Source organism: Candidatus Hydrogenedentota bacterium, from assembly GCA_016791475.1.
Classification (GTDB): Bacteria; Hydrogenedentota; Hydrogenedentia; order Hydrogenedentales; family JAEUWI01; genus JAEUWI01.
In genome coordinates this window covers 19,449-39,355 of the sequence record JAEUWI010000037.1, presented here as the reverse complement: position 1 = coordinate 39,355, position 19,907 = coordinate 19,449, and the positions used below count along the sequence as shown (strand labels likewise).

Here is a 19,907-nt window from a genome sequence, read left to right as displayed (position 1 = left end):
ACGGGCCGCCTGCGCTCCCAGCCTTAACAATCTCCTACTGGAGATCAAAGGACGCTGCACGTTCGCGGACGCTTCAGATCCCTGACGTGCTAAGGTTTTTCTTGTTGTGTCGGGAGCCTCTGCGGGGGTATGCCCTGCCTACAGACTCCAGCCTTCGCGGTAGGCCTGGCGCACGTATTGCGTGGCCTCGGGCACGTTGGTGAATTCCATCTTTTCCGAATCCCACAGCAGCTTGGTGTTCATGCGTTTGGCGATGTTGCCGAGCAGCGCGATCTCCGTAAGCGGGCCGGAGTAGGCGAAATCCGCGTTGGCCTTGCGACTCTCGCGAATCGCATTGCACCATTCGTTTTCGTGGCTGCCTTCGATCTGGCGCAGGGTTGGCGCGGGTGGTGTGAAGTCTTTCATTCGCGCTTCGGGCAGCAGCCGGGGCGATTGGCCGTAGGTGCCGCAGGTGAGGTAGCCCTTGCTGCCTTTGAAGAGCGCGCCGCCGTCGGAAGCGCCGAGCACGTCTTTCTCGCCCAGCTCACTCGGGCGCGGGGGACGCAAGCCGTCGTACCAGTTGATGGCGACCGCCGGGCGATTGCCCTTCGCGGGGAATTCATAGCGCACCGCGGAAGCGAGGGAATGCATCTCGTCCGTCTGGCCGGTAGAGCTGCCGTCGATGCTGATGGGCGCGCCAAGATCGAGCGCCCAAACGATGGGGTCCAGCGTATGCGCGCCGCGATCGCCCATCATGCCGCAACCGAAGTGCAGCCAGCTCCGCCACGTGCGCGGGTGATAGCAAGGGTGGTACGGGCGCATCGGCGCGGGGCCGATCCACAGGTCCCAGTCGAGCGTGTCGGGCACGGGCGGCGTCTCCACGGGCCGCGCGCTCACGGGGCAACTCCAGCTCTCGTGGCCCCAGGGGTAATAGCTCAGATCGCACCAGGCGTCCACCTCGCGCACCTCGCCGATGACACCCGCCTGGATCCACTCGGCCACCTGGCGACCGCCCGACATGGAGTGCCCCTGGATACCCATCTGGGTGACGACCTTGGACGCGGCCGCAATCGCCGCCAGGCGTCGCGCCTCGAAAACATCGTGGGTCAGTGGTTTCTGGCAATACACATGCTTGCCCGCTTCAATCGCCGCCTTCGCGATCACCGCGTGGGTATGGTCCGGCGTGGCGATAAGCACCGCGTCGATCTCCGGCTGCTTCTCCAGCATCACGCGGAAATCGCTGTACCGCTTTGCGTCGGGGTACTGTGCGAAAACCGGCGCGGCGTAGACCGAGTCCACATCGCACAGGGCCACGATATTCTCGTTCTTCGAGAGCTCGCCGAGATTCCCCGCGCCCATACCGCCGATGCCAATGCCCGCGACGTTCACCTTGCTGTTGGGTGACTGCTGCGCAAAGCCCGCGCGCCCGATGGCAAAGGTGGCCGTGGCCAGGGCGGAGGTGTGGAGAAAGGTGCGGCGGCTCAAGGGCTTCATGGTGCGGGTCTCCAAGGTTGCGATCATTCCAAACGCTACACCCCGCCATGGTACCCCGCGACGCCCCCGAAATCCAGCCGGATCCTTTCATCGGCCATGGGTGCCTCATCGCGTGAACCGCTGATACAGTCCGCGCGTTTCCCAGCCTTCATCCAACACCGCCATGATCAACGGCGTGTACCCCGCCGCCTCGCGGACACGGTAGACGCCTTTCAGTTGCGCGAGGTCCACCGTGTTCATCTCGATGCCTTCGAAACGCGTCCAGGTCGGCGGCAGATCGCCCCAGGCCGCCGAGTCGGGGGTCTCGGGCCAAATCGCGTTGTAAATTGGAATGTAGTAGCGCACCGTGTCTTCTCCCCCCGCTGTCAACGATGCGCCGGAGGAGGACGGGGGGGCAGGGGGGGTAGTTCCCCGGGGACCCACCCGCGTGTGCCAGCTTAGATCCCGCTCGGACGTGTCGCCCCGATAGCGAAACAACAGCGGCACCTCGCGGTCCGTGCGCGCCATTTCAATCACCAGCATATCCACCTGGAAGAACCCCTCGGGACCCACTGCCGGCAATCCCGCGGGCAAGGTCACGGGATCACAGGACAGGCGCACCTTATCTTCGCCCTGCACCGATGCCACGGCGGGCCACACGGTGTCGCGCTCCGCCGTCTCGAAACTGGTGAACAAAGCGCGCAATTGCCGATCCTGGTGCCAGCGAAGTCCCCAGAAGGTCGACAGCACCAGCGCCGAGCCCACGCTTGAAAACACCACGCCGAACTTCAAGCGCGCGAGCCACCACGCGCGGCTGCCGAGCCGCTCCGCAAGCCAGGCCCGCTCCGACTTCCGCGAAAGCGCGCAGATTCGCCAGGCGAGGTAGAGCAGGGCGCCGCCCAGAAAGAGGGGGATTACTTCAAGGTGAAAATAATGGCGCGTGGCAAACTGCACCGAGGCCATGCCCGCCAGACAGAACATCAGATACAGCATAAGAAAACCAAGGCGCGGACTCAGCGCGCCGAGCAGCAGCACCAGCCCAAGGGCCACATAGCGCGTGCGGTTGAACAGGGTGTCCATCAGCCAAACCCGCGCCTGGTATAGGGGGTCCAGGAAGCGATTCGTGATCCAGCGCGGCATGTAGTCCTCTGCATTCGGGCGCAGTTCGTCCAGCATGCGCAGCGAAGCCGCCGCCGTGCGCGTGGCCAGATCGCCCGGCAGGGTCCAGAGCAGATTGCGAAAGAAATAGTCATCCCCCACGGCCTCGTAGCCGGGTGTCTCGTAGATGATGGGTCGCGCCGCGCCGTCCAGGTACTGGTTGTGGGCGTTGTGCATGGCCAGCGCCTCGGTGTCGAGATCCGACTGGGCCACCTGATACATCGGATTGTCCACGCCGAGACGCCCGTCGTAGAACACGCCAAAACCCATGAGGAAGGGATGGGTGCGCTCGCCATAGGTCTGGAACTGCATCATCACGGGCCACGAGGCCGCGAGAAAGCAGACGAGAAAAGCGCCGCAGGCCGCCAGCCGCGCGCCCCACGCGGGCCAGCGCCAGCCGGGGTAGAAAAGCAGCACGCCGGGCACGAAGAGGATCACATACATCACCGCTTCCGCGCGAAAGCCCGTGGCCAGGCCGATGGCCCCACCGGCCGCCGCGCCGCACCACAGCGCCCGCTTCCAGCCTCGGGGATAGACGAGCAACAGCAGCAGACAGAACAGGGCGAAGAGCATGAAGGGCGCCTTGGCGAAATCGCGGAGGCGTACCAGATAGTGCAACTGAATCGGCGAGATCAGAAAGAGCGCCGCGCAGAAGAGGGCGATCGGCGGATTCATCAACAGCCGAAACAGGGCATAGGCCGCCACGGCCGAAAGGCCATAGAGCAGGCCGTAAAGCGGGGTGAGCGACGACCAGGCCACGCCGAGGACACGCCAGACCCAGCCCGCCACGAAGAACATGTGCCACGTGCGCTTGTGGATCCCGGTAAAGGGCACGATTGCCATGTCCTCCGGGAGCAGTCCGCAATCAAAGCGATCAATCAGCGGCGGACCGTCGCGGTGCTGATCGGGTTGCAGGAAGGCCACCAGTTCGGGGACCTCGGACGCCTTCGGATTCACAAAGCCCCGTCCGCAGCCCAGCATCACCGAGGGACCATAGCTCGCCTGAAGTATGTCCGCCGTGCGGCCCCAGGTGGACACATACACCATGCCCCAGACGGCCCCCAGAACAAAGATCGCGGTCCCGATGGCCCATTCGCGCTTCGCGGCGCGGCTGATGGAGAATCTGCCCATGGTGCTCCTGTGAGGAAAGGGATGAACGGTTTTTGAAATCATAGCCGGTGCGGGGACCATCCTGCACGAAAATGAGCCCCAATCCACCTGGACGCCTCAGGCGGGTGAAAGAACAGAAAAGCAAGACGGATCGGACCGATCGGACAGATCGGTCCGATCCGTCGGATCGGTCCCGTTTCTCCTATTCCCGCGCCAGCACCGGTTGAACCCAGGCCATTTCGTAATCTCCCTCCGCGTGGGGGTTTGACTGTACCCGGTTTGAGACCACCCGGGCCCGCACGTACATCTCATCGCCAGCGAAGACGTAACTCGAGTCAAGATCCGTCGTCTCGTGGAGCACCACGCCGATGCTGTCGCTGTAGATCAGCGAACTGCGCGGCAACGGTGCGCCCGCCGGGTCCACCGCCGGTTTCGCGGCCTCGTCGAAGCCCTGGCGCGTGCCGATGTACTGGGTCTTGTAGGTGACCCCCTCCGCGCCGTCAATGCTCACCGATATGGATTTCCCGTCGTTCTTCACATCTTTCAGGGTCACCCCGGTACTGGCGTAGAAATCGCCCCGCTGCATCGCCGCCACGATCGCGCCGGGCTCCAGGACCTCCGCCCGCACCATCACCCAGCCCCGACCCGGATTGGACTGGCCCACTTTATACTCGTGATAGTGGTGGCTGTCGTCCGTGGCGACGCCATAGAGCAGGTAGTCCGGCTCGCGCCGCTGTTTCATGGAGAGAATCACGTCCCAGTGTCGCTCGCCCGAGGGCGCGCCCTCCGCCGGTATGCCCCAGGAAAACACGTTGGCGTGACCGTTGTACACCTCGAAAAAAGCCAGGCCGTTGACCTTCATCAGCTCTTCCGTGGTAATCCGATCCGAAAAATTCACATGGTTGATATGGGCGATCATGGGCTGGCCGTACTTCCGGCTCTGGGCCGCAATCTGGTCCACGTAGTACTGCATCTTCTCCGTCTTGTCGCCCTCGCCCGGCAGGCCCGCCACCACCTCGCGCACGTTCAGCGCGTTCACATGGGGATTGCCCTTCAGCGTGGTCATCTCCTCCGACGGAACCAGAATGAATTCGCCCGGCTCCTCAAAGTGGGCCCGAAGCTCGTCGATGGTCTTCAGGCGCATGGTCAGCGCGCCCGCTTCGTCATACTGAAGCTCCACCCAGTCCTTCCCGAATTCCGCCGACAGCGCCTGCACCCGCGCCGGGGTCAGTTTGCCTTCCGCTTGCACCACCTCGTAGCGCTCGCCCTGCATCAGCGTGTTGTGCTCGGAATTGCAGACAAAGTCCCACCCGCGCGTCTTATACCATTGGATGATGTGCTCCGGAGCCGCATCGCCATCGCTCCACAAACTGTGGACGTGCGTCGCCCCCTTAAACCACTGGGCCTCGCCGCAAGCCGTGACCGAGGCCAGCGCCGCCACCAGGGTGAGAAAGAAAAAGCGTGCCATGATTCCAGGTGTCTCCCGCCCGAGGAGGGCGTTGGTTGGAGGGCGAAGCCGCGCCCTGTTCGATGCTACAAACTACTGCAAAAATAGAGTACACTAGCCGCCACTGTGCCCGCCAAGTCTACCGGCGGCTAACCATTTGCCAACACCTCATCAACACGGAGAATTACCCATGAATCCTGTCTTGCGCCGCGCACGATGCGGCCTCGGAGCCCTGGCACTGCTCCTCGTCGCGGGAATGGCCCACGCCAATTCCGCAACCGAGCCCGCGCCGAAAAATGAAGAGTGGTGGCAGGCGCGCCACGCCCAGATGAATGAACGGGTCAAGCAGGGCAACGCCGACCTCCTCTTCATCGGCGATTCCATCACACACGGGTGGGAGGGCGAAGGCGCCGCCGTGTGGGAGCAATATTACGCCCCGCGCAACGCCGTGAACCTCGGCATCGGCGGGGACCAGACCCAGCATGTGCTCTGGCGCCTGGAAAACGGCAACATCGCCGGTATCTCCCCCAAACTCGCCGTCGTCATGATCGGCACCAATAACCACGGCGCCAACTCCGCCGAAGAGATTGCCGAGGGCGTCACCGCCATCGTCCGCAAACTGCGCAACGATCTGCCCGAGATGAAAATTCTCCTGCTGGGCATCTTCCCCCGCACCGATGTGGCCCAGGAATTCCAGGACAAGCTGAAGAAGGTAAACTCCCTCATTGCCGATCTCGCCGCCGACAAGATGGTGACCTATTTCGATATGGGCCGCTTCTTCCTGGACGACGCCGGCGCGCTCCCCGCCGAGGTCATGCCCGACCTGCTCCACCCGAACGCCAAGGGATACAAGATCTGGGCAGAGGCCATCGAGCCCCAGGTGGCCGAGCTCATGGGTGAGTACGTGAACAACACGCCGCCCAAGGGTTACGTACCGCTTTTCAACGGCGCCGATCTCACCGGCTGGAAGGGACTCGTGGAGGATCCTGAAAAGCGCGCCGCCATGACCCCCGAAGAGCTTGCCGAACGACAGAAGGCGGCGGACGAGGAAATGCGCGCCACCTGGTCGGTCCAGGATGGTGTCCTCAATTTCACGGGCGAAGGTCACAGCCTTTGCACGGCGCGGGACTACCAGGACATCGATATGCTCGTGGACTGGAAAATCAGCCCCATGGGCGACAGCGGCATCTACCTCCGCGGCGCGCCCCAGGTGCAGATCTGGGATCCCGCCCAGTGGCCCCAGGGCTCCGGCGGTCTCTACAACAACGAGAAAAACCCCTCGAACCCGCTGGTGAAAGCCGATAACCCCATCGGCGAGTGGAACCGCTTCCGCATCATCATGAAGGGTGAAAAGGTCACCGTTTACCTCAACGATGTGCTGGTGGTGGACAACGTGGTGCTGGAAAACTACTGGGACCGCTCCAAGCCGATTTACGACAGCGGCCAGATCGAACTGCAAAACCATGGTAACCCGCTGTCGTTCAGGAATGTCTTCGTGCGGGAGATTCCCAGGAACTAGACCGTATTGAGTCAGGCGCTGTGGACAGCGTGGACTCAGTCCACACAGTCCATTGTGTCCATGAAAAAGCCCGCGTCTCACCGAGACGCGGGCTTTGTAATTTCAGGACGGTTTAAGCGTACTGCGCCACGATGGCCAGGCCCGTAGCCACGCTGGTGAAGGTGTCGCGCTGCTTCAGCTTTTCCTGGCCGAAACGCTCCGCAAGCATGGACTGGATCGCGGGGATCAGGCTGGTGCCGCCCGTGGTCAGCACGAGGTCCACTTCGCTGGACTTGATGCCCGCGAGCTTCTCCGCCTCTTCGATACTCTGGAGCATCTTCTCCAGGTTGTACTCGATAATGTGGGCAAACTCCACCCGCTCCAGCCGCTCGTGAATCTGGATAGCTTCTTTTTCGATCTTGATCTCCGTTTCGAGATCCACCGAAAGGCGGCGCTTCGCCGCTTCCACTTCGCGACTCACGGGATAACCGAAGTTGCGCTGAATCAGGCAGCGCAACGCCCGCAGGGCCGCGGGATTGTCCGACGTGGACTCCGCCGCGATGAGCCAGTTGATGGTCTCTTCGTTGTTGAGCTTGTAGAGGTTCTGCCAGTCCAGAATCTGGTTGTACAGGTACTGGGGCATGGGCAGCCGGTTGGGGCCGTAGCGCGCGCGGCTGCCGAAGACCGGGAACAGCTTGCTGCGGATGATTTCCTTGTCGATGGCGTCGCCCGCCACGGGAACGCCGGCCACACTCAGGATCTTGCTCTCCGCCAGGCGGTCATGAAAGCCATGAGCGTTGCCGAATTCCATGATGCAGACGTCGCAGGTGCCGCCGCCGATGTCCACCACCATGAGGCGCTGGCGCTGTTCCGCCACCATCGCATACTCCACACAGGCGCCCACGGGCTCGTAAAAGAAGGTCACTTCCTTGAAGCCCGCCAGCTCGGCCGCCGTGCGCAGCCGCCGCTCCGCCGTCTCATTCTCGAAATCCCGTTCGGAAAAGCGCACGGGACGGCCGAAGACCGCCCGATCAATGCTCTCGCCCGCTTCCCGATCCGCCGCTTCCTTCATGGGGCGCAGGATCATGGCCACGAGCTCTTCAATCTGGTAGTGGGTGCCGAAGACTTCAGTGCCCCGGAAACCATCGTGGCGCATGAGCGTTTTCAACGACTGAAAAAGCCGGCCGGGCGAATTGACCTCCACCACGGCGCGGGCGCGCACCGCCTCGCGGGCCGTGCCATCGGTCGTATGGGGACGGTAGCCCTCGCTCTTGTCGGGCTCGGACGCCACATAGGCCTCAATACTGATACCGAGGTCCACCTGCTGCAGCAATACTTCCCGGTCCACATTGCGGTCAATGAAGGCGTTCGCGGCGCCGCGGCCGATGATTTTCTCGCCTTCGCTGGTGATGTACAGCAGGGAGGGCAGGGACGTCGGGCTGTCGTTGGAGTCGTCCAGGGACAGGACTCTCACCTGGGCGCCGTCCGAGAGGGCGACGCTGGAATTCGAAGTGCCGAAGTCGACACCGCAGTAATACTTCCCCACGGGCAGGTACCTCTGTAACGTGTTTTAGGGAAACAACTTAGGTTGTTGGGGCAGGTCATTTTTTACCAAACCGCGAAGTATATCACCTCGATCAGAGCCCATGCAAATTGATCGGGAAGGCCCGGGCCGCGGCGCGCCGTTAGGTCTACTGTTCTAATGTTACTAGGCTCACTATATACGTAAGACCTTTCTTGAATGACACCCGGCGGGCGGGATATCATGTCCCCCATGGATGATAGTCAGATATTGAAGAATCGCGTGCGGGAACTTCGCATGGCCAGAAATCTGCGCCAGGCCGATCTTGCCCATCAGGTTCAGGTCACCCGCCAGACCATCCTGGCGATCGAGAAAGACCGCCTGAACCCCTCCATTCGCCTCAGCCTCAAGATCGCCCAGGTTCTCGGCTCGACCGTGGACCACCTTTTCTACCTGGAAAGTCCGGATCGCCAGGGCCGGGCGGGCGGCGGCGGCGATCTCAATTAAGCCCCCGCCAGCCGGCTTGCGCGGGCACGCACGATACCCGTATGATCCAGTCCGGCATCAGCAGTGAGGATTTCGATGTGATACGGCCGTATGAAAAGCATGATCTGGAAGACCTGCTCGACACGTGGTATGCGGGTTCCCAGATAGCCCACCCCTTCCTTTCCGAAGAATTCTTCGATATCGAGCGGCACAATATCCCCCAGATCTACCTCCCCATGGCCGACACCTTCGTCTATGTGCACGATGACCGCGTGGTCGGATTTATCGCCCTCATCAAGAATGAAGTCGGCGCCATCTTCGTCCATCCCGAGTATCACGGCCAGGGCTTCGGACGCGCGCTGATGGACCACGCCCGGATGCTCCGGGGCGATCTGGAAGTGGAAGTCTTCAAGGAAAACCGCATCGGCCGCGACTTCTACCGCCGCTACGGCTTCACCTTTCACGACGAGCATGTCCACGAAGAAACCGGCGAAACCCTCCTGCGCCTGGTCTACAGCGAGAACAGCGCAAACACGCCCCGACCCTGAAACCACGGACGGTCACGCCCTTTCGTGGCGCTGCCCGGCTTGTCTGCGATAGAATACGGCGGGACTGGAGCAATCGGGACATCGCCGCCAGCGTGGATAAGACAGAAGCCAAGAGAATATTTCAGGAAGCGGACGCCCTGTTTGATCGGGGCGAGTTCGACGCGTCACTCCACCTCCTTCAACGTCTCAACGTCGAATTCCCGCGGCAGAAGCACATCATGTATTCCGCCGCCCTCTGCCTGGAGCAGCTCGGGCGCGCCCAGGAGTGCATCGGGCTTTGCGAGCAACTCATCGACCGCTTTCAGGATGAGCGGGCCGACGTAATCCTCGGCCGACTTGCCGGCCTCGACCGCGTGGAGGAACCCGTTCTCACCAGCAGCGGGACCCGCCGCCTGAACCAGGAAGATCAGCGCCTCCTCGCCATGCTGATGGATCCAGACAGTGTATCCATCCCGCCCGCGCAACCCGGCCAGAATCGTACTTTGCTCTACACCCTCGGCATCGTCGCCTTCCTGGCCCTCTTCCTCCTCTTCGCCGGAAGCTTTCTCTATTTCACGCCGGGCTACGGGGCGGCCGAGGCCGGGCGCGGCGGCGGCTTCAACATCGGCCAAGTCCTGGTCCTCTTTTTCGCCACCTTCTTCTCCGCCAATCTGGCCACCATGTACGCCCTCCTCCACCTCATGCACCGACTGCGCTATGAGGAGCCTCTCGACAACATCTTCGATGTCATCCAGTACGCCCTCTATGTCAGCCTCCTCCTCTTCGTCCCGGTCATCGGCTGGGCCTGGATCCCCATCCTCATTCGAAAGCACTATGGCTTCCGCCTGGGTGAGCTGATCCTTTTCCTTGTGCTCCAGACCGTTCTGGCCATCGGCTTCTCCCTCATTTTCGGCGCGCTCCTCCTCACCTTTGGACAGGGCTGGGACCTCGCGCGCTGGCGGGGACTGCGCCGATAGACCGCTTGAATCCCCGCCGCACGAAGTTGCGAATGGATTCGCCCTGAAGTATCATTTTGAAGAACGTGTGTTCAGGGAAATGCCCATGCAACGTCATACCGCCCAAAACAAATTCGGCCAGGCCGACCTGCTCTTCCAGCAGAGTCGCTTCGATGAGGCCCTCTCCCTCCTCGACGAGCTCGATCAGGCCTTCCCCAATTCGCCCAATATCATGTATCCCCGCGCGCGCTGCCTCGTAGAGATCGGCGAAACCAACGAGGCCATGGATCTGCTGGACGAGCTGGTGCTCCAGTTCCAGCACCCGGAAGCGATGCAGCTCAAGGCCGAGTTGCAGGACGCCATGCTCACGCTGACCCAGGCGGCTCCGGCGGAAGCGCGCCACCACGACGGTCCCCGGCCCGAAGAGGTCAGACGCTACCGAAGCTCCAGCCACGCCGGCAGTGCGCCGGCCATGTCCAAGGGCAACATGATGGTCGTGGGTATCACCGCCGCCCTGCTGCTGGCCTTCTTCATCACGATCATTCTCGTGGCGATGTAGGCGGCTCAATCCATCACGAGCGACTTGATCTTCTCGATCCGGTCCAGCTTCTCGCGCACATCACGGATTAATTCACGCTCGGCGCCAAAGGCCAACTGGGGCGCGAGCAACGACGCCCGAAGATCCATCAGACTGCCCTGGCGGGCAAGCCACGCAAAGAAGCGCACCGCGCCGGACAATGCCGCAAGCTCCAACCCCAGAATGATCCCCAGCACCGTGCCGCTGTGCACCAGAAATGAAACGCCCAGAATATGGGCCCCAAGGTAGTTGTCCACCACCACGTAACCGGAATACCCCAGAAAGGCGACTGGCGGGGCATCCAGCATGGCCGTGGTGATCCACCGGCTCAACATGCGCCCGCCGTGCTTCACCCGCTCCCGCGCAGGCCCTTTGATAACGGCCGACAGGCGTCGGTCCAGCTCCGCCTGGTACGAAGCAAGCCCCGCCGCGCCATCCGGCGCCACCAGCCCCGCACGCACGAAAGCCAAAGCCAGCTCGCTCTGGGCATTGCGATAATCTTCCAGCAGCCGCTCGGATACCAACCGATCACCCGGCTGGACCAGTTCCTGATCGGTCAACATCTCCGCAGCGCGCCGGCCGCTCGTGTCCTTCGCGCCGCCCCACGAAAGGAGTCCCGGCACACGCACGGGCAGGTTTCGGACACTCTCCGCAACGCGGTAGGTCATGCCAACGATACCTTTGGAGCGAATGCTCGTTTCCCGGCCTACGGCATAGGTCCACAGGTGCGCCTCGGCAAAAAGGTGCTGACTCACATAGGAAAGACTTTCCCGCGCGAGGGTCTTGTCCGCCTCGCCAATCGCCTTCTCCAGCAGGTCCAGCTCGGGCGCAATCTTCTTCCCCAGATCGTCCAGCCGCTCCGTGGCCTTGCGCAGCAGGCCCGCCACATTGGATCGCTTGATTCGCGCGATGCGCTCCCGGTTCAGCTCGCGGCTCAGAAACTTGTCGAACTCCGGAAAGTCGATCTCCTCCGCGCTCGGCGCCGATCCGGAGAGCTTCCGATCCAGGGTGCGCAACGCATTCACCCGGAAATAGCCGCCGATCTGAAAGCCTTGCTCCTCCAGCCGCCCCAGCCAGTGCTCGCGCACCGCGCTCTGGGGGCCCGCCTTGGTCTCCAGGCACACCATGGCCCGCTGGCCGCGCAAGGGTCGCAGCAGAGACCAAGTGGCCTCGTCCAGGTACTTCTCCTGACTGGCGCAAAGTACAATGAGGTCGCATTGCTTGAGCACGCCGATGGTGCGCTCGCGGTGTTCGTGCTGGATGCTGTCGGAATCGGGCGTGTCGATGAGCACCAGGTTTTCCAACGCGGATCGGGGCACCCCTTCCCACGTGTCGAAGGGCAGCTCGGTGCCCGGCGGGTGATAGGCCATGGGCCGTGTGGTGCAGGGACGCATGGGCGAGGTCAGGGCGATCTGGTCGCCCGCGATCGCATTGAGCAGCGTCGACTTCCCCACGCCCGATCCGCCCACCAGCGCCACCACGAGCACATCGTCCAGGCGCGATTCCCGTGTGCGCAGCTCGACCACGCGCTCTTTCAATAGCACGGCTTCGTTCCGCAGCGCTTTCCAGGGACCGTTGTAGCCCGCCAGCGTTTCGAGATGGTTCAATACACTCAGGATGCTTTCAGACACTGCTCGTGAATCCTCCGGATGCGCTCCGCCTCGGGGCTGGCCAGTGCCGCGCGCCCGGCCGCCAGGGGGGCCAGGCCCGCGCCCAGTACATGTTCGGCCAGCGCAGTCTTGAAGCGCGCCTGCTGCTCCACGTGCCACGGCGCGATCAGATCAAACCACTTGTCGGCGAACTGATGCTCCATGATCCGGGAAAAGAAATCGCCCGCCAGCGGGCTCACCGCCGCCACCACCTCCGGCACGCCCACCCCACCGGTGTAAAAGGCCAGGGGAACCGCCACCACCGTGGGGGCAAACATCAACAGGGCATCCAGCTCCACCAGCAGCGTCCGGCGCACGGTGTGATCGTCCCACCACGACGCCAGGGTTTTCTCCGCATGCTGGCGGAAGGCCTCCGAAATGTTATCTTCCTTCAATGTTGCTTCTTCCACCGCCTTCACCGCCGCCGCCACATCCATCCGCTCGAACACGCCGGCAAGCATCTCCCGGGCCGGTGAATCCAGGCTCTGGGCAAGCTCCGCGCATTCCCGAATGAAATCCCGCGTGCGGAACTCCAGCTCGCGCGCGTGGTGCGCCCGCACTTCCGCCGGCGTGGGCGGACTCGCCACACTGGCCAGGGTCAGGCGCCGCTGCACCATCCGGCCCACCGCGCGGCCCACGGGCGCCACGCGCTCAAAGATCGCCGTGCCCACATTGCCCACCGTGCGACTCAGCAGTCCACGGCGGGCCTTGATGAACTCATGGAGCAGGCGGCCCACCTGGGCATCGGGCTCGGGGTCGTAGGTCGCCGCCATCGCCTCGGCCCGGCCCGCAAAGAGCGCCTCGATCTTTTCGAGGCCCTTTTCCACGGAATCCAGACGATCCACAAAGACTGCGGTTTCCAAGGCAAAGTGGCTCAGGGTGTTTCGGTAGACCCGGTCCTTCGTCTCCACCACGTCGAGCTGCTCCAGGTACTCCCGCAACGGCGCGGTGCCCGTCAGAGACACGATGGGCTGGGTGCAGGAGTCCATCAGCGTAAAGTCGTGGGGCACCGCAAAAAACGCGGGGGGCGTAATCCCCACCACCTCGCAGAAATCTTCAATTTGAGCGCGCGCCGTCGCATAGTTCTCATCTGCGCTGCTTTTGTTCATCAGCGGCAGAATGATGCGCCCCGATCCCGACGCCTTGCGGAAATACTCGATGACCTTGTCGTCCTGGTATTTTTCGCCCGTCAACACCGCGATCAGCACATCGCACACGGCTTGGATATTTTCCGCCACGTCCCAGTTGATCAGATCGATGGAGTCCACATCCGGCACATCGAGGAGCACCAGAAAGTCGGGAAGATCCTTCGAGGGCTTCATGAAGAGCACGTCGGGCGGCGCGGTGCGATCCACCGGGTCCGTATCGCGCGACTGAAGGCGCGCCTGCAGGCCCGGCACCAGATTGCCCGTGAGCCCCTGATCGAAGCGAAGCTGGTTGCCCACGAGCAGCGGGCGACAGGTGGCCGCCGCCGTCGCGCGGACCGGGCTCATGACGGAACCTACCAGGAGATTGAAGACCGTGGACTTGCCCGTGTTCGTGCCGCCGGCCACCGCGGCCACCAGCACATCCTTCCCCGCGAGCTGGGGAAGGAGCTTGAAGGTGAGCAGCTTGCGCCACTCCCGTGTATTGTCAAACAACACCTGCGCCAGCGCGGGCTGCGCGGAAACCGCCGCCTCCAGTGCATGCACGGCGGTGTTAAATTCCTGAAGGCTATCGCTCAAAGGGTCGTCCATCATGGAAAATCAAAGAATCTCATGGGCGGGGCTGGCGAACAACTTCGTTCGCGCTTCACGGCGAAGTCACAATCTGTCCCGTAGCATCGCGCACTGCGGGGCCGTCTTTCTTCTCACCCGCGTGGGTAAGGAGAAAGTACAGCCATAAAGCGCCCAATATAGCAAACAGCACGCTGAATTGCAGAACTTTCTTCTTGAATGCCGGATCTTTCGCATAGCCGCACGTCGGGCAGGGCGTACCGCCATTCTCCATTTTCGTCCCGCATCCGGGACAGATTACTTCGCTCATTCTTGTGTCATCCTGATTGGTCACCGCTGGCCGAAGCCATTGCGGGGATCTTATGGGTCTTATGGGTCTTATGGGTCGTATGGGTCGTATGGGTCGGCCAGCACTATTGCTTGAATCCATTTCTCATCGGACCCATTTTCCCATAAGACCCGCTCACTCGCTCATTCCTGGCGCTCCACGCCATGTGGGGCGGTCCGGATCACCGAGACCCTGTAATCATCGAACCGTTCGCCGACACGGCGGGCGCTGACTTCATCGGCACACAACCCAAACACCGTCGGCCCGCTGCCGCTCATGGCGCTGGCATCGCAGCCGTAGTTCCGCAGGCGTTCCTTGATCGAAGCCAGCTCCGGGTGGTCGTGGAAAACGCCCGACTCCATGCGATTGAAGATCATACCGGCCACATCCCCCGATGCCAACCGCGCCAGGGCTTCACGAAATGCATCCGTCTTGCCTTCACGAGCGGGCTCCAGATTCCGGGTGAGTTTCGGATGGCCATAGGCGTGGCCCGCTGTAATTGCCAGGGGCGGATGGACCAGCACCAGCCACTGCGGCGCTACCGCGGGCAACACCTCCATCACTTCCCCTCGGCCCGTCGCCGCCACCGTTCCCCCCCGGAGACAATAGGGAACATCCGATCCCAGCGCCAACGCCATTTCCGCCAGGGCCTCGCCGGAGAACCCGAGCGACCACAGATCATTTAACGCAATTAACGCCGCCGCCGCATTGCCCGAGCCGCCCGCCAAGCCCGCCGCCACCGGAAGCCGTTTTTCCAAATGGATCTTCACGCCGTCCGTCACGCCGGCGCGTTCGCGAATCAACTTCGCCGCGCGATACACCAGATTCTCCTCCGGCGCACACAGGCTAACGTCGCTGCAGGTAAATTCAATACCATCGCCGCCCGCATCAACCCGCAATTCATCCCACAGATCAATCGTCTGAAAGATCGTCTCAATATTCGTGAAGCCATCGGGCCGACGGTCCAGCACATCGAGGTACAGGTTTATTTTTCCATAGGATCGGTAGGTCACCGGTTTCACAACTACAAACTTTCCAACTATCCAGTCCAAGCGAAGAACTCGGACTTTTTTCACCACGAAGGCCACGAAGTGCACGAAGGAAATAGAGAAGAAAGGAGGAATCGTCCACCTTGGTATCAAAAGAAAGCGGGCAAATGTTAATGCCTCAAGATTTCGATGGCTGCTTCATTTAGCGATGGTATCCGCATCAATAAGACAAATTCTTTCCCATCTTCGTGTTCTTCGTGCTCTTCGTGGTGAAACCTATCCGGTCGCGATCATCGGCACTGCTATTTCCTATTCGCGTGAATTCGCGTCCATTCGCGGTTCAGTACTTATCCCTCTCGTCCCACATAATTTGCGCTAATTTGCGTAAATTTGCGGTTCCACTTCTTCAAAACTTCCGCGTCCACAAGATCGAAATCACCAGCACGCTGCCCAGGATCCCGGCAAACAGGAAGCCCGCCATGCCCAGCCGGCTGAAGGTTGACTCCGTCGTGATCAGCAGACTCGACCCCACGATCAGCGCGGCCACGATCATCCCCACCGTGTTGCGGCTGCTCGCCCGATCAATCGTCGCCGCGAGATCATCCAGGTGCTCGTGGTGAATGGAGAATTTCAGCTTGCCCTGGCGCAACTGCTGCAGCAGATAGGACACATCGCGCGGCACCTGATGGCCCAGGCGCAGGATGACCCGGGCGTTGTGCTGCAGGTCGCGAAAAATTTGCCGGGGCGCATAGCGCTTCTTGATGAGCCGCTCCACATAGGGTCGAATAATCGGGACCATATCGAGATCGGGATCCAGACTACGGCCCACCATCTCGATGGTCGCCAGCGCCTTGATCAACAGCGAAAATCGGGGAGACAACTCCATGTTCGCCCGCTGCAGGATCTGGGTGGCCCGCTCCAGGCCCCGCGCCACCTGGCCTCCGCCCAGAATTGCCCGGGCCTCAAAGGCGGTAAACTCCGTCAACTCCCGCTCCAGCACCACCAGATCGGCCGGCTCTCCGCCGGAGGTAAGCACCAGGATCGCATCGACGCAGGCGCGGCTGTCCCGGCCGAATATGGCCAGAAAGACATCGCCAATGGCGGCCACATCCGTATTTTCCAGATGGCCCGCCATTCCCAGATCGAGGAAGGCGAGGCGGTTGTCCTTCGTGACGAAAATATTGCCGGGGTGGGGATCGGCATGAAACAACTGGTACTCAAAGACCATCCGACACAGGGCGTCGCACCCGTTGATGGCGACTTGCACCGGATCACAGTTGCGCTCCGCATAGGCCTCCAGGCAGTCCACCCGAACGCCGTCGATCCACTCCATGGTGAGCACCGACTGGGCACAGAATTCGGGATAGACCTGGGGAATGATGACGGCGGGATCGTCTTCAAAATTCTTGCGAAACTGCTCGATAACCCGCGCTTCGATTTCCAGATCGAGCTCGCGGCGAATCGAGCGGGCAAATTCGTCCACAATTCCCGGCGGGTCCAGCCACTTCACGTCCTCCAGGTGACCCGCGCTCCACTCCGCCACCTGGCGCATCAGACTCAAATCGGAGTCGATGATCTTCGACACGCCCGGGCGCTGAATCTTCACCGCCACTTCCTGGCCTGTCCGCAACTGCGCCCGATACACCTGGCTCAGCGAAGCCGAAGCAACGGGGGTCTTGTCGAAGGCTGCAAACAACTCCGACGCACCCGCGCCGAAGGATTCTTTCAGCACCTCCTCCATGACGTCAAAGGGAACCGCGTCCACTTGATCCTGGAGATTGCTCAGTTCCCGCGCCAGCTCATGGCGGATCAGATCGGGCCGCGTGCTCAGCACCTGGCCCAGCTTGACAAAGGTCGGGCCCAGCTCCACCAGCGCGGCGCGCAGCCGCTGCCCGAGGGTGTGCGGCGCGCCCACCGGCGAGTCCATCAGGTTCAGACCGCGCAGAAGCTTCGCAGGGAGGCTGCGGTGAAAACCGGCACGCTGGAGCAAATCCGCGAAACCATGTTTCACGAAGACCTGCAGCACTTCGGCAAGACGCACTGCGTTAACCGTGTGCTTTCCTAGCTTGGAATAGTACAAGCGCTGCCTTTCAACCGTGCCGGGCCCGGCGGGCGCCAACGACGCACAAGCGAACAGCCTGATGTCGCTCCAGCACCGGAACCAGGCCGCTCGTAATCAGAACGGCCACGCGCGCCGCAGCTTTTTCTTCAGACTACCTTCGCCATCGTCATCCGACTTGGGCGTTTCAGCCTTTGCGGTCTCGGTCTTGGCTGTATCTTCCGCCGCCATTTCTTCGCTGGCCGGTGCTTCCGCAGTCGTTGCGGTCTCGGCTTGCTCGGACTCGGCCGCCGCCGCCTTTACTTCCTCCGCTTTATCCGCCTCCGCCTTTTCTTCCTTCGCCTTTTCCCGCGCTTCGGCTTCCCTGGCTTTTTCAGCCTTCGCCTCTGCCTTCGCTTCCGCTTTGGCGTCAGCCTCTGCCTTGGCCGCATCCTCCTTAGCCTTGGCGGCCTCGGCTCTCTCAGCCTCGGCCTTTGCCGCCTTCTGCGATTCCACTTTCGCGGCATCCGGCGCGGGAGACGCGTCCTCGCCCAGGACCAGCGTACGGTCTTCGACCACCGCGCCCGCCGCGTCATGCCGCGTCAGACGCCAGGAGCGGGGCGCGTCCAGCCCCGCGTCAATCGGATGAGCCGCCACGCGCTCCCGGCTGATCAGCTTTTCCACGTCGCCTTTGATATTGCCATCCAGCGTGCCAATGAACTCGATCGGGCCCGGCCAGAACTGGGCCGCCGTCATGAGTTCGGGCGTGATCTGCGCACCGCCGTCCAGCGCGCAACAAAGTGGTCCGGGCGTCATGCCATAGACCGCCATGCGCGCGACAGAACTGCCCGCGTCAAGCCAGACTTCCAGGTCATCATCCACCGTGGACACCGAGGAGGGGAACACCGGCAGGGGATCCGCCGCGGCGCGCAGCGCGCGATAGGCCAGGTTCTGCGCCTCCGCGCGGGTCAGGCCGAAGCCCGCGAGCACATCGTCGGGAATCGCCGAGTAGTCCACCACCACGAAGGCGGCATCCCAACTCTTCAGCGACTTGATCTTGTCCAGAAAGATGGGGCCCGACTCGGGCGCGGCGGGGTTGATCCACGACAGGCCATCGGCCGACTTCGCGGTACCCGCGCCGTCAACCTTGCTGGCCAGGGGCTCAATGGTCACGCCGACCTCGAGTCCGGCCTTGGACAGATCGCCCACCGCCGATTTCATGCTGTCCGGGAAACGTCCCGCGGCGCCTTCCATGGAGCCGGGGCGACCTTCCCAGCCGCGGCCAATCAACACATGATCAATACCGGCCTTCTTCCAATCCGCGGCGGCCTGAACGTAGGCATCCAGTCCTTTGTCGCTGGCCAGCGTATACCAGCCGCGTTCATTGAAGGGGCGCGGCGCCACTTTCACCAGGGTGCTGTACACCCAGGAATAGTTCAGATCGACCCGGTCCGGCTCCGGCACGCCATGGGAAATCCACAAGGGATCGGAGACAAGTTTCGCGCCGGGCTTCAGCAGCTTGTAGGGCTCGTAATTGCAGGTAATGTCGCCGTGCCACTCGCCCGCCGCTTCCTTGAATGAAACCGTGGATCGCGCCAGGCCCTGGGGAATCAGCCCCACGCCAAAGCAAATGGGCTTTGACGGATCGTGAATGACCGCCATGGTCGCATCCTTCCCCGGAGCGACGACCGGCTGGCCGCCCGTGTCCAGGATCCGGCGGTGGCGCACCGTGGCCTGATCGCTCAGGGACTGCATCACCGATTTCTCGGCAATCACGGGCTTGATCGCCGCAATCTTCACATCAGACTGGCTGACGTTGTCAACGGCGATCTCGATAAATACAAAGGGCCGGTTCCGGTAGGTCTTCAACGAGTGAACGATGCGAAGGCCGTTTTTCGGCGGAAACGCCACGGAATAGACCGTCCCTTCACCAAAATCATCCGTGAACTTCTCACGATCCGACGTGCCGTCCGTCAGCCCGATGCCCCGCATCTCGGTGCCGTCCTCCAGCACCACGCAGAAGCCAATCCGGTCCGCCAGCACCTGGCCGCCGTCCATCAGCACCCGCCATTCGGCCGTGTCCTCGGCGTATACCAGCACGCCGCGCTCGATCGGGATCTTGTACTGGTTGCGGAGGTCCCAGGGCTTGTTTGTGTCCGCCTGAACCGCCGGGGCCAGCGCTAGCGCAAGCAGCGCCGCGCCCCATAGTACCGGGGAGAAATTTGCTCTCATTTACACCACTCCGTGAGTCTGCTGTTGTTTGCTCGATTGCCGCGCCGATGCGCGGTTCGACGCCCCGCGAAACGGGCATCCAGGCGGTGCCCGCAGTCGGGGACTTTCCGCCATTTCGCCACCCGCCGATTCTGAACGTGGGGAACATCGCAAGGCGACAGTATACTCCAATCCGCCGGGCGCCTCATAACGCAATGGGTGCCGCTCTTCCGGAGGGGTCCCC

General features: G+C 62.3%; 14 protein-coding genes and 1 pseudogene. 5 read left to right on the top strand and 10 right to left on the bottom strand.

The genetic code is table 11. From position 1 onward, the window contains the following. Positions 1–138 precede the first annotated feature (138 nt). The 3 genes from JNK74_18635 to JNK74_18625 form a co-directional block, all read right to left on the bottom strand. A complete protein-coding gene (locus JNK74_18635) occupies positions 139–1,473 on the bottom strand; it encodes a Gfo/Idh/MocA family oxidoreductase (GenBank protein ID MBL7648203.1) in 1,335 nt (444 codons plus the stop codon). Positions 1,474–1,578: 105 nt separating this feature from the next. Next, positions 1,579–3,741: a hypothetical protein gene (locus JNK74_18630; GenBank protein ID MBL7648202.1), complete on the bottom strand. Its 2,163-nt coding sequence runs from the start codon at positions 3,739–3,741 to the stop codon at positions 1,579–1,581. 181 nt (positions 3,742–3,922) lie between these two features. Beyond that, positions 3,923–5,188 carry a hypothetical protein gene (locus tag JNK74_18625; GenBank protein ID MBL7648201.1) on the bottom strand — a complete coding sequence of 422 codons (1,266 nt, stop codon included), beginning with the start codon at positions 5,186–5,188 and terminating at the stop codon, positions 3,923–3,925. Positions 5,189–5,357: 169 nt separating this feature from the next. Here JNK74_18625 and JNK74_18620 point away from each other — a divergent pair. After that, positions 5,358–6,068, top strand: a pseudogene (locus JNK74_18620) (GDSL family lipase). A 730-nt stretch (positions 6,069–6,798) separates the two neighbouring features. On the opposite strand, the gene JNK74_18615 reads toward JNK74_18620, so the two are convergent. Then, on the bottom strand, positions 6,799–8,211 hold the full coding sequence (locus JNK74_18615; GenBank protein ID MBL7648200.1) for an Hsp70 family protein: 1,413 nt from the start codon (positions 8,209–8,211) through the stop codon (positions 6,799–6,801). Positions 8,212–8,439: 228 nt separating this feature from the next. Between JNK74_18615 and JNK74_18610 the strand changes: the two genes are divergently transcribed. The 4 genes from JNK74_18610 (at position 8,440) to JNK74_18595 (ending at position 10,715) form a co-directional block, all read left to right on the top strand. Next, on the top strand, positions 8,440–8,694 hold the full coding sequence (locus tag JNK74_18610) for a helix-turn-helix transcriptional regulator (GenBank protein MBL7648199.1): 255 nt from the start codon (positions 8,440–8,442) through the stop codon (positions 8,692–8,694). Positions 8,695–8,735: 41 nt separating this feature from the next. Then, positions 8,736–9,221, top strand: a complete 486-nt coding sequence (locus JNK74_18605; GenBank protein ID MBL7648198.1) for a GNAT family N-acetyltransferase — start codon at positions 8,736–8,738, stop codon at positions 9,219–9,221. A 92-nt stretch (positions 9,222–9,313) separates the two neighbouring features. Beyond that, positions 9,314–10,177, top strand: coding sequence for a tetratricopeptide repeat protein (locus tag JNK74_18600; GenBank protein ID MBL7648197.1), 864 nt, complete (start codon positions 9,314–9,316; stop codon positions 10,175–10,177). An 85-nt stretch (positions 10,178–10,262) separates the two neighbouring features. After that, positions 10,263–10,715, top strand: coding sequence for a tetratricopeptide repeat protein (locus JNK74_18595; GenBank protein ID MBL7648196.1), 453 nt, complete (start codon positions 10,263–10,265; stop codon positions 10,713–10,715). A gap of 5 nt (positions 10,716–10,720) precedes the next feature. Here the strand turns inward: JNK74_18595 and JNK74_18590 are convergent, their stop codons facing one another. From JNK74_18590 to JNK74_18565, 6 genes are all read right to left on the bottom strand, one after another. After that, positions 10,721–12,364 (bottom strand): 50S ribosome-binding GTPase, encoded by a 1,644-nt coding sequence (locus JNK74_18590; protein MBL7648195.1) that lies wholly within the window; start codon positions 12,362–12,364, stop codon positions 10,721–10,723. Then, positions 12,346–14,121 (bottom strand): 50S ribosome-binding GTPase, encoded by a 1,776-nt coding sequence (locus tag JNK74_18585; GenBank protein MBL7648194.1) that lies wholly within the window; start codon positions 14,119–14,121, stop codon positions 12,346–12,348. Before JNK74_18585 ends, JNK74_18590 begins: the two co-directional genes overlap by 19 nt. A 52-nt stretch (positions 14,122–14,173) precedes the next feature. Continuing rightward, positions 14,174–14,407 (bottom strand): hypothetical protein, encoded by a 234-nt coding sequence (locus JNK74_18580; protein ID MBL7648193.1) that lies wholly within the window; start codon positions 14,405–14,407, stop codon positions 14,174–14,176. Between the two features lie 161 nt (positions 14,408–14,568). Further along, positions 14,569–15,447, bottom strand: a complete 879-nt coding sequence (gene ispE, locus JNK74_18575; GenBank protein ID MBL7648192.1) for a 4-(cytidine 5'-diphospho)-2-C-methyl-D-erythritol kinase — start codon at positions 15,445–15,447, stop codon at positions 14,569–14,571. Between the two features lie 373 nt (positions 15,448–15,820). Then, a complete protein-coding gene (locus JNK74_18570; protein MBL7648191.1) occupies positions 15,821–17,455 on the bottom strand; it encodes a hypothetical protein in 1,635 nt (544 codons plus the stop codon). A 135-nt stretch (positions 17,456–17,590) separates the two neighbouring features. Next, positions 17,591–19,684, bottom strand: coding sequence for a hypothetical protein (locus JNK74_18565; protein MBL7648190.1), 2,094 nt, complete (start codon positions 19,682–19,684; stop codon positions 17,591–17,593). Between the last annotated feature and the right edge of the window lie 223 nt (positions 19,685–19,907).

Bases quoted from the DNA above. Each gene is read 5' to 3' on its own strand.
- JNK74_18585 (MBL7648194.1), bottom strand. From the start codon at position 14,121: ATGATGGACGACCCTTTGAGCGATAGCCTTCAGGAATTTAACACCGCC.
- JNK74_18605 (MBL7648198.1), top strand. From the start codon at position 8,736: ATGATCCAGTCCGGCATCAGCAGTGAGGATTTCGATGTGATACGGCCG.
- JNK74_18595 (MBL7648196.1), top strand. From the start codon at position 10,263: ATGCAACGTCATACCGCCCAAAACAAATTCGGCCAGGCCGACCTGCTC.
- JNK74_18580 (MBL7648193.1), bottom strand. From the start codon at position 14,407: ATGAGCGAAGTAATCTGTCCCGGATGCGGGACGAAAATGGAGAATGGC.
- JNK74_18610 (MBL7648199.1), top strand. From the start codon at position 8,440: ATGGATGATAGTCAGATATTGAAGAATCGCGTGCGGGAACTTCGCATG.
- JNK74_18625 (MBL7648201.1), bottom strand. From the start codon at position 5,188: ATGGCACGCTTTTTCTTTCTCACCCTGGTGGCGGCGCTGGCCTCGGTC.
- JNK74_18565 (MBL7648190.1), bottom strand. From the start codon at position 19,684: ATGAGAGCAAATTTCTCCCCGGTACTATGGGGCGCGGCGCTGCTTGCG.
- JNK74_18630 (MBL7648202.1), bottom strand. From the start codon at position 3,741: ATGGGCAGATTCTCCATCAGCCGCGCCGCGAAGCGCGAATGGGCCATC.
- JNK74_18635 (MBL7648203.1), bottom strand. From the start codon at position 1,473: ATGAAGCCCTTGAGCCGCCGCACCTTTCTCCACACCTCCGCCCTGGCC.